The organism is Fibrobacter sp. UWS1 (assembly GCF_002300445.1).
In the GTDB taxonomy this organism is placed as follows: Bacteria; Fibrobacterota; Fibrobacteria; order Fibrobacterales; family Fibrobacteraceae; genus Hallerella; species Hallerella intestinalis.
The window spans coordinates 2,170,364-2,185,963 of the sequence record NZ_NSGW01000001.1 but is presented as its reverse complement, the minus strand read 5'-3'; the positions used below and the strand labels follow the sequence as shown (position 1 = coordinate 2,185,963).

General features: G+C 46.4%; 14 protein-coding genes and 1 pseudogene. 4 read left to right on the top strand and 11 right to left on the bottom strand.

Annotation, left to right across the window (positions count from 1 at the left end):
• Positions 1–21: 21 nt before the first annotated feature.
• Positions 22–2,643 carry a DEAD/DEAH box helicase gene (locus tag BGX14_RS09630; protein ID WP_095879717.1) on the bottom strand — a complete coding sequence of 874 codons (2,622 nt, stop codon included), beginning with the start codon at positions 2,641–2,643 and terminating at the stop codon, positions 22–24.
• 105 nt (positions 2,644–2,748) lie between these two features.
• Between BGX14_RS09630 and BGX14_RS09625 the strand changes: the two genes are divergently transcribed.
• Positions 2,749–3,021 carry a type II toxin-antitoxin system RelB/DinJ family antitoxin gene (locus tag BGX14_RS09625; protein WP_095879716.1) on the top strand — a complete coding sequence of 91 codons (273 nt, stop codon included), beginning with the start codon at positions 2,749–2,751 and terminating at the stop codon, positions 3,019–3,021.
• A complete protein-coding gene (locus BGX14_RS09620; RefSeq protein ID WP_369833020.1) occupies positions 3,021–3,299 on the top strand; it encodes a type II toxin-antitoxin system YafQ family toxin in 279 nt (92 codons plus the stop codon). The genes BGX14_RS09625 and BGX14_RS09620 overlap by 1 nt, the downstream gene beginning before the upstream one ends.
• A gap of 5 nt (positions 3,300–3,304) precedes the next feature.
• Here BGX14_RS09620 and BGX14_RS09615 read toward each other — a convergent pair whose 3' ends face one another.
• From BGX14_RS09615 to BGX14_RS16520, 3 genes are all read right to left on the bottom strand, one after another.
• Complete coding sequence (locus BGX14_RS09615) at positions 3,305–4,918, bottom strand: site-specific DNA-methyltransferase (RefSeq protein WP_095879714.1); 1,614 nt, start codon at positions 4,916–4,918, stop codon at positions 3,305–3,307.
• Positions 4,919–5,527: 609 nt separating this feature from the next.
• Entirely contained in the window at positions 5,528–5,716 is a 189-nt protein-coding gene (locus BGX14_RS16525; protein WP_073304131.1) for a hypothetical protein, read from the bottom strand.
• A 14-nt stretch (positions 5,717–5,730) separates the two neighbouring features.
• The gene (locus BGX14_RS16520; RefSeq protein ID WP_143159375.1) at positions 5,731–5,838 is read right to left on the bottom strand and encodes a transposase; all 108 of its coding nucleotides are present in this window, start codon (positions 5,836–5,838) and stop codon (positions 5,731–5,733) included.
• 29 nt (positions 5,839–5,867) lie between these two features.
• Here BGX14_RS16520 and BGX14_RS16515 point away from each other — a divergent pair, with 29 nt between their 5' ends.
• Together BGX14_RS16515 and BGX14_RS09595 are read left to right on the top strand one after the other, a co-directional pair.
• Positions 5,868–6,041 carry a hypothetical protein gene (locus tag BGX14_RS16515; RefSeq protein WP_158223287.1) on the top strand — a complete coding sequence of 58 codons (174 nt, stop codon included), beginning with the start codon at positions 5,868–5,870 and terminating at the stop codon, positions 6,039–6,041.
• A gap of 89 nt (positions 6,042–6,130) precedes the next feature.
• Positions 6,131–6,510 (top strand): annotated as a pseudogene (locus tag BGX14_RS09595) (DUF4417 domain-containing protein).
• Between the two features lie 96 nt (positions 6,511–6,606).
• Here the strand turns inward: BGX14_RS09595 and BGX14_RS09590 are convergent.
• The 7 genes from BGX14_RS09590 to BGX14_RS09560 all read right to left on the bottom strand — a co-directional run bounded on the left by BGX14_RS09590 (position 6,607) and on the right by BGX14_RS09560 (position 15,578).
• On the bottom strand, positions 6,607–8,529 hold the full coding sequence (locus BGX14_RS09590; protein WP_073304135.1) for a tetratricopeptide repeat protein: 1,923 nt from the start codon (positions 8,527–8,529) through the stop codon (positions 6,607–6,609).
• A gap of 17 nt (positions 8,530–8,546) precedes the next feature.
• Positions 8,547–10,259 (bottom strand): tetratricopeptide repeat protein, encoded by a 1,713-nt coding sequence (locus BGX14_RS09585; protein ID WP_095879713.1) that lies wholly within the window; start codon positions 10,257–10,259, stop codon positions 8,547–8,549.
• Positions 10,259–11,101 carry an RNA polymerase sigma factor RpoD/SigA gene (locus tag BGX14_RS09580; RefSeq protein ID WP_073304139.1) on the bottom strand — a complete coding sequence of 281 codons (843 nt, stop codon included), beginning with the start codon at positions 11,099–11,101 and terminating at the stop codon, positions 10,259–10,261. Before BGX14_RS09580 ends, BGX14_RS09585 begins: the two co-directional genes overlap by 1 nt.
• A gap of 47 nt (positions 11,102–11,148) precedes the next feature.
• Positions 11,149–11,445, bottom strand: a complete 297-nt coding sequence (locus BGX14_RS09575; protein ID WP_073304141.1) for a DUF971 domain-containing protein — start codon at positions 11,443–11,445, stop codon at positions 11,149–11,151.
• Positions 11,445–12,563 (bottom strand): Mrp/NBP35 family ATP-binding protein, encoded by a 1,119-nt coding sequence (locus BGX14_RS09570; protein WP_073304143.1) that lies wholly within the window; start codon positions 12,561–12,563, stop codon positions 11,445–11,447. Before BGX14_RS09570 ends, BGX14_RS09575 begins: the two co-directional genes overlap by 1 nt.
• A 484-nt stretch (positions 12,564–13,047) precedes the next feature.
• On the bottom strand, positions 13,048–13,806 hold the full coding sequence (locus BGX14_RS09565; protein WP_073304145.1) for a tetratricopeptide repeat protein: 759 nt from the start codon (positions 13,804–13,806) through the stop codon (positions 13,048–13,050).
• Positions 13,803–15,578, bottom strand: a complete 1,776-nt coding sequence (locus BGX14_RS09560) for a BatD family protein (protein ID WP_095879712.1) — start codon at positions 15,576–15,578, stop codon at positions 13,803–13,805. Before BGX14_RS09560 ends, BGX14_RS09565 begins: the two co-directional genes overlap by 4 nt.
• Positions 15,579–15,600: the final 22 nt, after the last annotated feature.

The window sequence follows — 15,600 nt, the reverse complement described above, 5'->3', positions numbered from 1 at the left end:
CGAGGCGTTTTTAAAACATCTCTACCAATTTCGCATTTGATTCAAGAACTCTTCCTTGGTATAAGCCCCTTCGGTGCGGCGAGCCCTATACACTAAACAGTAACGATAATCGTTTCCGGCCTTATTTTGCCAAAGGTTCCCCAATTTGATTTTACTAGCGGCATCCAAATGGTCGCCCTTGGTTTCGAGCAAGACTATTTTTCCCTTTTTCGTTTTGATGATAAAATCGGGATAATGGTTTATAAAGCCGTTGATACAAAATTCGGAACGTTCCTTGTTACGCGTCCAAAATTCCACATTATCCAAATTGGCAATATCGTTAATGACTTCCGCTTCGAAATCGTTGAAATCTTCTTCGGGTTCGTACAAACTTTTAGCGATGCTCTTGCCCTTTGTCGAATACGCCTTTTGAGGAACAAACGTATATGCGGGTTTCAAAATGATTTTATCCGAATTGAGCTCACGACAGAACTCGTTTTCTACATAAGCACAGGCATGTCGCTGAATGGCATCCTTGATTTTGTTGCTATAAGGAATAGAATAATTCAGCATTTGATTGAAGTCCGCATCATCAAAAGATTCCAAGACCCGTTCGATGTACAACCTGATTTCTTGATCCGGAATGGGATACATCCTCCCTACGAGTCCTACAAGCATTTCGGCACAACGCTTCCGTTTACTTTCAACATCCCCAATGCTCTGAATCCATTTGATAAGGCTAGATTGAGCAGCCTTACCCACTTTGCAAAAGGAAGGCGTGTTGTCTTGGGAGTTTTCGTCTAAATCGACCTTGTATATTTCCGCATCCGCATTATCGAAACACACAGACGTATCGCATGTCCGAAGTGGAAATTTTTCCAGAAGCATATCTTTTTCAAAAGGCAATTCGCAAAGGCCGAACAAATCATTTTCAACGCCTTCTAAATCCATATAGAATTGCGGTAAGCGTATTTTGTTTGCGCTTTCGGCAAAGCAATCCTTGATGCGGGCAATTTTCACTTGTTTCTCCAAATCGGCAGGTGTAGGGGAAATTCCAGAGGCCTTGCTTTCCTGAATTTGTTTTTCCATCGTTGCGTTTTCTTGACGGGCCATTCGTTCAATGTCTTGCACAGCAATACTTGGCGTTTCCGAATTGACAGCATTCGTCTCACCCGAATTGGCGGTACTTGGATTCCAAGTAAATCCAGTTTGAGCGCTTCCATCATTTGCCGCAGAAGCTGGCATACTCGGCGAAATAGGCGATAACAAATCAACAGATGATTGAGTAGGCACATTATTATCTACAACTTGATTTTCAGAAATTCGATAATCCTTGCCGCTGAAACCTGCGCGGTTCAAACCTTCCACCACATTTTGGACGGTATCCAAAAACTTGTTGGACGCCGTAAGCACATAACTCATATTCAGCATGAGATTCGGATTTTTGCGCGTATAAGGGAGGCGCAGAACTCGCCCGAGAATCTGTTCCACATCGACAGCGGAATTTTTGTCGGCAAGGGAGGCTAAGATATAGGCGTAAGGACAATCCCAGCCTTCCTTCAAAGCATTCACCGTAATGATGTAGCGGACATCGCAATCGGGAGACATCAAATCCGTTCCCGAAAGCTCATTCCTGTCGGCAGTTTTAATCTTTATCTCATGTTCCTTGATTCCCTTTTCCAGTAGCATCGCTTTGATTTTGTCAAATGTGGCATTGTCCTCTTTTGTCTTGGGTTCAGCCTGAAAAAGGACTATAGGGCGAATCGGCGCGCCGCCTTGGTTTTGAGCATCCATAGCGGCGTGTTCCAGCCTCGCCCGCAGTTCCAAAGCAGAATTCACCACTTCGTCTTTGCTCTGGTGGTTATACACAATCACCGGCAACTTGACCATGCTTTCCTTTTTAAGTTCAAAAGCGCTGGTAAAACTGATAATGTTGCTGTTCTTTCGCGGTGTTGCGGTCAAATCCAAGATAAAGCTCGGATTTAGCTGTTTAAGCATATCGACGCTCAAATCGCTTTCCGCGTTATGGCTTTCATCGACAACAATCACGGGATTCAGGTGTTGGAAAACCTTCATCAAGGAAATTTCTTCGTCACCCGATTCCGCAAAAGAAAGCAAGTTGCCATTTTCCTTGTATGCGTTGCGGTTATCCTTGTTCCGGCTCCGCAAGCTATCGAAACTCAAAATGCAAAGGGACAAATTCTCTTTTACGGACGATGCGTTGAAACCCGCGCCCTGCAAAAGGGATATCTTGTCATAGACTTCCACGCGATTCCCGAAATCAGCGTTCAGCTGTTCTCGATAAGGATGCTCCGGATTCGAAAAATTTCGAATGGTCTGTTCCAATATGGAATTGGAAGGAACAAGCCATACCACTGTTTTGGCGTGGTCTTGCGGAAATATCGAGAAAATCGGTCGGAGCGCATTGGCGGCAATGAACGTCTTTCCACCCGCGGTCGGCACCTTCAGGCACACATGAGGAACGCCTGCAACATTGTTCTTGTAGGGTTCCACGATTTCGCCGGGGAACGGAGTGAGCGGAGTTTTCGGATGCAAGCGCCAAAATTCATTGAAACTCTCCGAAATGTTCTTTGTCTTTTGGAGAATTTCCAGATAGCGGGTCAAATCTTCGATGATGTCTTTCTGGTATTGCTTGAGAATCATAATATTGTCGCTGAGGAATAAAAAATGTAACCAAACAGTGTTAAACCACAACTTTCTACAATCAAACGCTTGCGTTTGTAAAGCAAATAATTTACATTTGGTAATATGAGTACCGTAGCAAAAAATTTCCGAATCGATTCCGAGTTGAACAAACAGGCAACAGCATTGCTCAATGGTCTAGGCCTTTCCATGTCGCAGGCCGTTTCACTTTTCTTGCGGCAGTTGGTATTGCATCGCGGTCTGCCCTTCAAGGTGGAATACCCCAGATACTCAAACGAGTTGACGGAGGCCATCGAAGAGGCCAAAGCTTTGGAAGCAAGCCCAAAGACTAAGCGATATACGAACATGGATGAGATGTGGGCGGATTTGGATAAATGATTTACGAAGTTATCTGGACGAACCGTTTCAAGAAATCCTATAAACGTTGCAAGAAGAGAGGCCTTCCAATACAAGAGCTTAAGGATGTTGTCGAAAAACTTCGTAACGATATTCCGCTCGACGAGAAATTTCGCGACCATGAATTGTCCGGGAGTTTTTCTGGAACTCGAGAGCTGCACATTCGTCCCGATTGGCTGCTGTGCTACCGTAAAAACAACGGAATACTCACCTTGACCTTGGTGGACACCGGTTCCCATTCCGACTTGTTCGGGCTTTAGAATCATTAGAACCTCCGGATATCACGCGGGATTTTCTTGAAGGTGATGTCGTGGTCAAAAAGGAATTTCTGCGGCATGATGCAGTTGTCCGCATAGATTACATAGCGGTCGGCCTTCTCCGAAATTGACGCAAGAAAAGTCGCATCAAGCGTCGTCGTTTCGTCCTTGTTGTAAAGGAAATAATAGGCGACACCTTCGAAGTTCCCTAGATGCGCCGGATGCCCATTGTTGCTTTGCGGCAATGCGTGGTTCGTTTCCGTGTAATAAAGGTATTCGCGGATAGTCTGTTCGGAAACATCCTCGTTGATAAAGCCGTCCTTCAAAAGTTCTGGGCCCAGTTCATAATAAGCGAATGAACCGCCGGTGCCTTCAACAGCGTTCTTGCCTTCGCCGTAACCACCAATTACGCGGCGGACGCGTTCAGCAGTAATGGTTTCGGCGTAATCTTCCATTTCGACGAGGATAAACTTGCGACTCCCGCCATCCTGTTTGTTCAAGTTCAGTACGGCGTGGGCCGTGGTGCCAGAGCCTGCGAAAGAATCGAGGATGATGGAGGATTTGTCAAAATGCGTTGTTGCATCAACAAATCTTTTAACTAATTCATGAGGTTTAGAAAAATCAAAAACTCTTTCTTGCTTAAATATGTTTCTCAGCAATTCATACGCATCTTCATTGGTTGCTCTACATTCTCTTCCATCAATGAATGATGGCAGTGCTTTTGTTGAAGAATTATTTTTTCTAATTACACGTATTTGAAAGTTAAGCGTATTTATTAGAATTTCTGTTCCATTCTCTAATTCATCGTCAAACATTTTTTGCGTCCAAGTAAAAGGAGCTTCGATTTGAAATTCGTTTGTTATAAGATTATTTCTAACGATAACATCATCTAATAAATTTGAAGAGGAAGAACCTTTTCCATATACGCCTGCTTTATATATTCCATCTTTCAATTTAGTTTTGACAATGTTCGCTGGAATAGTCAATGTTTTTCTTGTATTCGTTCTTTTTACAATTGGCTGAGATTCTGAATTATCAGGATTTCCTCCAAAAAGTGCTATATCTTGAGCTTTGGTATAACACAGTACATATTCGGTAAGTGATACTAATTTTTTAGAAAGAAAAGACCCTTTTCTTTTTTTGAACCAAATAATTTGTCCCACAAAATTCCCCGCCCCGAAAATCTCGTCGCAAATCAGTTTCAGGTTCGCCTGCTCGTTGTCGTCGATGCTGATGAAAATCGCCCCGTCGTTGGCCAGCAGTTTTTGCAACAACTTGAGCCGCGGATACATCATGCAAAGCCACTTGTCGTGCCGGGTCAAATCCTCGCTTTCTTTGCCCACCACTTCGCCAAGCCACTTTCGCACCTTGGGGGAATTCACGTTGTCGTTATAGACCCAGTTCTCGTTGCCGGTGTTATACGGCGGATCGATGTAGATGCACTTGATGCGGCCTTCGTATTCGGGGAGGAGCGACTTGAGCGCTTCCAGGTTGTCGCCGTGGATAATTTTGTTGCCCGGCTCGCCGTCGCCAAAATCGTATTTCTTTTCCAGAACCCGGTAGGGAACATCCAGATGGTGGTTCAAAACGGCGTCTTTGCCAATCCAGGAGAGCGAGGGCATGGGGGCCTCATGTGCAAAAAGGTTAAACTTTCCGTTTTAACCCTTACCCTCAACAAGAAGAATCCTTCGCTTAGCCCACAAAAAAAGGCGTGGAATCATCCGACTTGCGCACAGGAGGCTCTGGTAAACCGACATACGACAAGCACGAACATCCCACGCCCCAATAGGGACGTGAGCGTTCGCCTTATTCCTCGTATGCCATTGAAAAATTTACCAGATTTTCCTGTACGAGAATAAGAGCAAAAACTCTAAAACCGATTGCCCAAAGTTTTGCAACAAAGGGCTATGTCCATACTAATTTAGCATAAAAAAGGCCTGTTTTGATGGACTCACGCGGTCAATTATCATCAAAAATGAAAAACGCACAACTTACACGCCAACCAAAGAGATCTGACTATTGCTTTTGCACGAAAATTGAATTCTATACCGGATAGCGATATTAGCAAGATTTTAAGCATTTTGAACAAGGGGAAAAAGTAATGGCAAACACATCTGTCCTAAATAAAATTTGAAACAAACAAAACTGCCAATTTCGATATGAATACGGCAATTTTTTGAAAATCCCAAAATCATAGGCATTGACGCCGCTAGGGCGAACGGCTTCTGAAGCTAGATGTCAAGCGGGATTGAGCGGAACAGGTTCGGCCTAAGGGCCGTAACGAAACAGGAAAAGCCGAGCGGAATGAGTTTCGATTCCCTGCGGTTGCTGTCCGAAACATCCTTGAGTTCCCTCAGAAGGAGCATCGATATTATGGAAACGTAGACCTGTATCTCCACGGCGTTCCGGGTGGTTCCCATAAAAGACTCGATCTCTAGTTCTGTTTCAACGACTTGAAGAAGTTCTCCACTTCCCAGCGAGCCTTGTACAGCTGCACGATCGTAGATGCGGCCCGCGTGAAAGAGTTTGTAAGGAAGCGCATGTCCGTTTCTTTTCCGCGCACGAGGACTTTTGCCCAGATTCGAACGCGACGGAATGCCTTCTATGCCGAGGTTCGGGAGTGATCCCCCGATTGTCTCCAAGGTCTTGACGGTGGGTTTCAACGAGTACAACCTTGCAAAACAGGCGAAAATCATCGTCGCAAGCATTAGGCATATCGGTGTTTTTGTTGGGGGTATGGGCTAATAAAAATCTTAGCAAAAATCGCCGACACTTTTTAATTTTTACATTGTTTAATTTTTACATTGTTTCTAACTGTTTAGGACAATTGTGAAATCATTGAACCCTCAGGACTTGTTCCCTTTTCCAAGCGGCAGAAAGCCAGGGATCGATTCGTACACTTCTATGAACACGAGGCTCATTATCAGGATTTTACCAACCATCCTGAAAAATATATCAGATTCCCAATGTGCGATGGGGCGACGAAAGGACTTTTACAACCGTAGAATTGCCGGAAGCGGTCGCATTTGTCGGCATTCCGCACCATTCAATCATTTCAATCGGGACATACGGATGTTGCCAGACTCAAGACGAGAAACGATTGATGCATTTGGGCGTTGTTTATGGTGCCATGCCCAAAAATGTTTTTTGCGATTTGCCCAATGAACCGAGATTTTTGCGGTTTGACAATTGGGACAAGGAGCGTCACGCATGATTTAATTTGACCAAGGCTATAAAAAGACCCGCAATTTCAAGTTTGCTTGCAGGCAGGAGCGAAATATGGAGAAAGAAACGCAAAATCAAAAGACCGTCATTCAAAGTCGTACATGCTGTTGTACGAATTTTCCAGCTCTTCGTCTTCGGAAACTTTAATGTCTGGACCTTTTTTCTTGTTGTCGGCTTCGGCAATTCCTTCGTAATACTGCTTCGAAAGCTTTTCCACATATTCCGTGTTCTGCTCCACTCTTCTCCGCAGGCGAGCGAGCGATTCCTCGGTGATGGTCAAGCGGTTTTGCAACCGTTGTTCCGCATCTTTTCCCCAAGGCGTATTGCGATAATCCTTCCGTAGAATTTTAAATGCAGCAGCCGCGCTGTCTTTTGTTTCAGGGGACATTTCCCAAATAATCGCTTTCATATACAGCGACTGAATGCCCGCTTGCGTTTCCGGGTACGCCTGATATACGGAATCAAATGCGCTCAAGGCGTGCGCATACGCCGAATCGACCTCTTCCATTTGTTCAAGCGGGACTTCTTGCGCTGCCACCCAGGAACTTTCCGCAAACAAGAACATCTCGTGAGCCATGTCTTCGGGAGTTTTCACGGTGACTTTGAATCCCAAGTTGATTTGTGCCTGTTTTGCGTAATCCGTATGCGGATATTTGGCGATGATTTCTTTGTAAAGCTCTTCCGCTTTTTCATCGTCTTCTTTGAATTCGTCGTAAATAAAAGCCCTGGCGTAAGTCGCCCGCATCACGATGGAAGAATCCTGCGCTTCGGCGATAATGCGATCCAGTCGGACAAGCGAGCTGTCCAATTCCGAAAGTTTGAAAAGGAACAATTCCGCGATTTGAAATTCCGTATCGAAGAATGCTTTTTTGGCGGCGTCCGTAGTGTCCGCAAGGGAATCCTTTTCACGAAGAGCCAAAAGTTTTTTTAATGCGTCCCGGCGTTCTCTGGCATTTTTTCCCCAGCTGCACACCGGTTTGGAAAGAAAGCTGGAATCGTAATAAGCGAGAGCCGGTTCGTATTCCCGTTTTTCGGTCTGGTAAAAATCGCCCAAGTTGAAAAATCCGCGAGACGCATATTCCGTTTTTTCATATTCGCTGGTCACATGATGCAAAACCGCTTCGCCCTCGGTCCAATTTCCCGCCAAAAGCAGCAATTCCCCTCGCCGCACAGTCATATCGGGCAGATATTGTTCGTAATCTTTATTCGCAATCATGGCCTTGTATTCATCGGCCGCCGGAGCGAAAGATTTTGTCAAAGCCAAACATTCCGCCGCATGCAAAGCCGCCGAATACTGGTCGCGTAAAGGAAGCTCCACGATTTCCTTCGCCTGATAATGCTTGCGCGCATTCGGATAATTTTCCATTTTAAAATACAACGACGCCAATCGAAGATGGGCGCGCCCGCGCATATACGGAGTCCCATTCGAGTCCGCGAGCATTTTTTCGAGAGCGGCAATCGCCTGTTCCGTAAAGTCGCCTTTTTCTTCCAAAAGCGAAAGCAGATTCAAACCTTCCTGATAAAAAGGATGGGAATCCCCCGCATCCAAAACGGACTGCAACGCAAAGCGGCTTATATCGTATTCGCCGTTTTTGTAAAGGCAAAACGCCCGTTCATATTCCACTTTGGGCATGGAATCATGATCCGAAAAATAGCGTTCAAATTCATCGTATTTGGCAACGGCTTTGCTCCATTCTCCCTTGTGTCGAAAGCTTTCCCCGATGAGAAAAACCGCACGAGCCGTTTGGCGATCATTGTCGGGAAAACGTTCCAAAACACGGGAACCCTTTTCTATCACCTTGTCGTATTTTCTGGCGGCTTCGCCGGTCGCCACCAAATCGGAATCGCCGGGAAGAGAATCCGCGCGAGCTTCTTCCAACTTGGTCGCATCTTCATAATTGCGGTCCGCATTAAAAATATGATTCAAGTATGCGCAGCAGGTGCAGCCTTCAAAAAGCGAAGCTACCGCAATTACCCAAGAAACCAATATAAAATGCCGAATGCGCATGGTATAAAAACTACAAATCAATACAGGGATAGATATTTTAAATAATCGCAAAGCCGGGTTCCTTCGGGAATTTTCGCTTTATCCAAACGAATCATTCGGACTTCTTCGGGTTTTCCGACAATGCGAGCGAGCAATTCAAAATTATCCCGGGTTTCCCAAATCGCCCCGGACATCACCGTTCCGTCACAATCCGTTTCTCCCGTTTCCGATCCGACGCCAGAAAGACGGGTGTTGTGCTGAAAAAGCGACGTGTAAATTTCCGGAGTTTTGGATTCCTTGGAATTTAAAAGGACGTTGGAATCCGTTACAACAACATGAACACCATAAAATTTTCCCTTTTCGTCAAAAAGCGCCGTATAGCGGTGAAAATAGGGGGCTTCAAAAAATTTTTCCTGCCACGCACTTTTCCCGATTTTTTTGAAATTCGCCGCCGAATATTTTTTGAAAAATTCTTTTTCCGTCGCCCCGTAACGCACCAGATAATGGCCCAAGCTGGACTCAAACGAGTGTTCCGATATCGGAAGGGTTCGCATACTGTCAATAGCCCGAGAGAGATCATCGACCAGCAAGCTCTTTTTGGTTTCGCGAACGGACGGCGCCGCAGAAGCTTCCTGAATTCGAATGGCGATTTCTGGGTAAGCGGCATCCCGATTCTGGATTTCCAAAAATTGCAATTTGGCCCGTTCAAAATCCCGACCTTTCAAATACGCTTTGCCAAGAGCTTCCCGAAGAGGCAAATTCTCCGGATACTGCTGAACTAGCGGTTCCAAGATATCGTAAGCAACTTGGGCGCGTTCCTGCGGAGAGAGCGAAACTCCCGACGTACCCGGCGTCGATTTCTGCCCCAACGAAAGCAGGGCTTCTGTAGCAAAAGCATATCCCGGACGAATGGCCAAAGCCCGACGATAAGTCGCTTCAGCGGAATCAAAATGCCCGTCGTATTCTTGCAACATCCCCTGCAAGCAAAGCAAGTCCACATCCACAGGGAATTGAGAAAGGGCATATTCCACAATCAATTCGCAACTGTCCAAACGCCCTTCGTCGTGATAAACTTGCGCCAATCGAAAATAGGCCCGGGAATCGTCCCCTTTCCAAAGGCTGATCGCCGTTCGAGCCTCCTGCGCACTTTCCGCATACCGACCGGACTTAAAAAGCAAATCCGCATATAAAAGGCGAGCTTCGGCAAAGGCGGGCGCTTTTTGAGTCGCCACACGCGCAAGTTCCAAAGCGGTACTTGAACTGTTCGCCTTGTCCGCCAAACGCGCATCCATGTAAAAGGAAACCGATGATTCCGGATAGCGACGCCGCAAAATCTTTTCCATGACATCCAACTGGGAACGCCATATCGGTTGCAGCGAATCCACGTTTAACGACAGAAGAGAATTAACCACTCCCCATTCGGCAACAAAAGCTCCCGGATATTGCAGGGCAATCGCTTCATAAACTTCTGCGGCATCTTCATACCTTCCGCTTTTTTGCAAATCGGCGGCTCGACGCAGTTCCTGTTGCGTCGTCAAAGGCATCATTTCCATGCCGGCAAGGGAATCCGGAGTGTCACCCCAAAGAAGGCGAGTTCCCCCCGGGAGTCCAAAAGGAACCGTCACCACTTCTACGCACCGAGGACCGACTTTCAAATAGATGGTATGGGCCAAAAGTGCCAGGAATGCACCGCCGAGAAGAGTCAAAAAAAATACAGCCGCCCGTCGCGCTTTTGCTTTGGAAACGAACATCAGCCTTCCAGAAAGTCGCTCAAGCGGTCACGTTTTTCTTTATTCTTTTGCAATTTGCGGAGGGTTTTATTCTTTATCTGCCGAACCCGCTCGCGACTTAATTTCAAATCTTCGCCGATATCTTTGAGAGTCGTATCTTCCACGGCATCCAGCCCGTAGAACATCCGTAAAATTTCTTCTTCTCGATGGCTCAAGGACTTTAGAGTTTCTTCAATAAGAGCTTTGCGCTCCTTTTTTTCCATTTCGGATTCTTGATTGCCTTCGGTTCCAAGAATGTCCAAGAGCGAGCTGACAGAATCCCCCGAAGCGTTGTCGTCGTTAATGGGCGCGTCGATGGAAATGTCGATGATTTTTTCCATGACTTCGACAATGTCCTGTTCAGAGCCCGCGAATTCGGGCATCGCCATGGTGCGTTCGTAGTCGCCGCCGTTCTGCACCAAAGCCCGCTTGAAGCGGTTCACCATCGTCAGTTTATTTGGCGGAATGCGAACTGGACCGACCTGTTCGAACAGAGCCTTCTGAATGGACTGTCGAATCCACCAAACGGCGTAGCTGATAAATTTGACATCCTTGGAGCTATCAAAGCGTTTTGCCGCTTTAAAAAGTCCCAGGTTGCCTTCGTTAATCAAATCCAGCAGAGAAAGCCCGCGCCCTTGGTACTTGCGGGCGACGCTGACAACAAAACGGAGGTTCCCGCGGATCAAATGCTGCAAAGCGCGTTCGCGAATTTCGTCGGACTCTCCATTCTTGATAATGGCGATAAGCGTCGCTTCTTCCTCCGGTTTCAATGTGGGAAACCGGTTCAAATCACGAAAATACAACGATTCGTTAAAATCACTCATATCGGAACGACCTACGCCAAATAGTTTTACGCATCAAATATGGTTTTTTACGGCGTTTTCGTCAAACGCTTTAAAAAATCATAAGGGTAAATTCCCGTTCGATGCCCGTCATTCCACAAGATTCCAAGCGCATAACGCCCGATGGAACGAACGCTTTCAACGCCGATATCTTCTGGAACGGTTTTCGGGTCCAGCAACTTTTCTCCGGTATTTTCATCGACGCAAAGGGCACACGGGCACGCTAAACGCAAATCCCGCAAACGAAATACCGCTTTGGACTCGTCATCAAATTCAATGCCGAGTTCCCCATTTGGGGTGCGAAAAATTTTTAAAGGCTGTATCATCACGACTCCAAGGGGATTTCGTCCCAACGCAAGTTGAAATTATGCAGGACCTTTCCAGTCGAATGTTCCAACTGTGCAATCGCCTGAATGGTTTTCCCCGCAATCTCTGTAAAGGCTTGCCCGCTTGCGCTATTCGGGTAGCGCAAAACCACTGGAGTTCCCAAATCGCCACAATCGGCAACGGAAGGTTCAAGCGGAACTTTACCCAGCATCGGAACTCCGAGGGCCTTGGAAATGCGTTCGCCGCCACCAGACCGGAAAATGTCGTGCTGTTTTCCGCAGCCATCGCATATAAAGTAACTCATATTTTCAATAATGCCCGCCGACGGGACTCCCACGCTGTCAAACAGGGCAAGCCCTTTCCGGCAATCCGCTAGAGCCACTTCCTGCGGCGTCGTCACGACAACGGCACAAGTAAGCGGACACTGCTGAGTCAAAGTCAATTGAATATCGCCTGTTCCGGGCGGAAAGTCTATCAGCAGATAGTCCAGTTCTCCCCAGCGAACTCGATGCAAAAAATTCTGAATCATCTGGCTAGCCATGGGTCCCCGCCAAATCGTCGCCTTGTCCGATTCCGCAAACATCGCCATGGAAATCAATGAAATGCCGCCTTTGGTTTCTACAGGAGCAATGGTTCGGTCGTCAAAAATTTCCGGAAGCGCATCCACGCCAAACATAATGCTCATCGAAGGCCCATAAATATCCGCATCCAGAATTCCCACTTTGGCACCCGCCAAGCTGAGAGCCATCGCCAAATTTGCGGTGACAGTGGATTTTCCAACGCCGCCTTTACCGCTAGCCACGCCAACAATGCGCTTCACATCCTTGAGAAGAGCGTTGTCGCTGGGTGCCGCCGTCGCCGAATCCACAACACGCCCATTCGCAGTAAGGGTTACTTCCGCAGAGCGCGCTCCAATATCCCGCAAAATCTGTTCGCATTGGGTTTTAAAACGATCCCGAATCGGGCAAGCCGGAGTAGTCAGTTGCAAATCCAGCGAGACATCGCCTGCGTCAGAAATTTTCACATTGCGGACAAAGCCGAGTTCCACGATATTCTTTTTCAAGTCCGGATCGCGAACAACGGATAAAGCTTGTAAAATTTGTTCTTCGTTAAGCACGGAATACCTACTTTAGGCCACCTCTAAAAATCCAGCCTTTCAAAGTGGCCAATGCCTCCAGCATTGCCCACTCTTCGTTCCTGCCGCCCATCGATTAGTTCGACAAAGCTGTTTTAAGAGATAGTCTTTACATTAAAAATAGAAAATCGATGGCCAAAAAAAGACGCCTTTTGAAAAGAGTCGATAAAACGCCGATTAAAAAAGGATACGAAAAATCAACTACGGAATCGAAGATTCCAAGTTTCAAGAAACCCGTAAGAGGCAACCATTTCTCCAATGCTCCTAACTACCCTCTAACCATAGTTCGGCAAGCTCACCAACCGTACTTCGACAATCGCTCCCTGAGCCTGTCGAAGGGCACTCGCCGCTAATCACTGACCACTATTCACTGATCACTAACTTGCGTGAAACGATTACGAACAAATCAGGGATAACGCATCCTCGATTTCATTCCATTTTTTACCGAAGACTTCTAAAAGTCTCCCTATTTTACAATTCCGATTTCACTGATTTTAGCGAAACCATTGACTTTTTCTCCCAAGCGCACATGAACCCAGCCATCTTTCACTTGAAGAACTTCAACTTCCGTCCCTTCGGAAAGCATGTTCAAAGTCTGGTCTTTATCGTTTGGGCCGCTAGTAATATCCGCCGATTCAGCAACGACAACCCCGAGAAAATAAGTATTCTCCCGATAGATTTTATAACCGGCACTGCACCCTAAAATGCCAAGTAAAATGGCGACAGGCAACACCGCAAACGCCAGCACCATCTTCGTTTTGGGATTGGCGACCAAAATTCGTCCCACGCAAAGCGCGAGAATGAACCAGACCAATCCGAGAATGAACATCAACTGCTGCCGTAACGTGAAAAAGTGATGCGTTTGAAACAAAAAAGACAAAATCGGATTTTCTTCGATAGAGGAATCGTCCACCTTGTCTTTCGTCATGCTTTTGGCGAGATTCAAGTTGTATTGAATGTCCGCATCCGTCGGATTCAACAACAACGCTTTTTCATAATTCAAAATGGCAAATCCGATTCGTTTTTCCCGAAAATAGGCATTTCCCAAATTGTAATACAAATCCGCGTTTTGAAACCCGCCATCTACACAATTTTGCCAAGCTTCCACCGAGGACGCAAAATCGCCCGCTTGATAAGCGGCGGCTCCCGTATAAAGGGTTTTGCAATTTTCGTCAGCAAATGCAGAGGCCAAAATCAGCGCCAAAAGAAAACACACTTTTTTCATTTTAAAACCTCCAGAGCATCACACAGCGATTCAAATTCCGAAAGAGACGCCTTTCTTTCTTCCGAGGTTCCAGACACGGGGGCAAATCGCGCAAAAGCGCATTTTTCCTGCCACTCGAGAACCTTTTGCACATTCTCTTCCGACACGCCCAATTCCGTCAAATTTTGTTTCACGGATTCTTTGGTCATTCCCCGAAATTCCCGGTTGGAAAGATCCGAAAGATACCCGACAAGCCCATTTTCCAGAGCGGCGTAAAATTCCCTGCCATCGGACTTTTCCAATGCGGCTTTCGCCTGAGACACGTAACGTTTCAAATTCTTGTTGGCCTTCGCTTTGCGCATTAAAGCCGAATTGCCCGCCCGTTTGCGATGCAATCGAACAAGGATGCAGAAGATAAAATACAGCGGAATAGGAAGCCCGAGCAAAACCCAAAACAGAATCAATTTATACAGCGGAAGCGTCTGCATAGAAACAGATTGAATCTGATGCATGTAACGGATATCCCGACCCAAAGATTCGATTTCTTCTTTTACGACCGGCGCATTGCCAATGGGCGAATCCATTTCTCCAGCCGTCGCCAAAGAATTTCCCTTTTCCACTTTGATTTTCCAGGGGCCTTCCGACTGGCTTTCATAGCGGCGTTTGGCCGGATTGAACCAATTGTATGTAATCGCGGGGATTTCAAACTCGCCCTTCTTTTTGGGATACAGGAAAATCCGAATATTTTTTGTCGTAATGACCTTTCCCCCGCTGATTTTTTTCTTGATGTCCGTTTCCGGCGGTACCGAACGGAATTCCGAAAAATTCGGCAGAACGGGATCCGTAATTGTTCCCGGCTTGCCGTCTCCAGAAATTTGGATGGACAGAGTGAGCGCATCGCCTAAAACCAAAGAATCCTTATCGAACGAAGCTTTGAAATTATAAGCGCCGACCATTCCCGAAAAATCGACGGGCTTGTTCTGCGCAGGCAACGGAAGCACTGAAATTTCCAGAGGAGCCGTCTGCGCCTCGGCCTCTTCGGGTTCTTGCTGGACGCTTTTGAAGCTCATCGAAAAACCGCCATGGCTCTGGTTCTTTTCGACAATTTTCGGGGCACCGACTTTCATGTATTTGAATTTGAAAGGCGGAATCGAAACTTTACCCGTCTTGACCGAAGAAAGCCAAGCGAATTTCGCGCTGCCGCGAGTTTCCATAGGCGCATCCGGAATCGGAGAAAGCTTTAAATCGGAAAGATCGGAACGATGCGCGATAAAATCATTTCCCAAATCCATATTGGTCGCCACCAAATTCCCTTGGAAATGTTCAAACGTGTGAATGGAAAGGGTTACGGAAAGCTGCTCCCCTTCATAAACGGAACGCTTGCTGGGCGAAAGAGAAACTTCAACAGCGGCGGCATCATAAGACCTTTGCACTTCAATTGCCGGACGTGCAATTTCGTATTCCTCACCCTGAATTTTCCAAGTTAAAATACCAGCGACAACTCTTCCCGTTTTTTTGGGAGCGGTCAATTTAAAATTGTAACGACGAACGGCATAGCCCCTGCCAAAAAAATCTTCTACACGGGTATCTGTCGAATCCATTCCCCGATAGACAAAACCATTTTGCGGAGTAAAATTCGGAACATCCCGAGATTCAGCCAATTCACGGATGGGAACATCTAGACGCAATTCAAAAGCCATTCCCGATTCAATTCGATCCGTGCTGTAATTCAAAGTCATTCGAGCCGACGCCAATGCGACAACCGAAAGAAGTAAAAACAATAAGTTTCTCATAACAACTAAAAGATACAAAAAA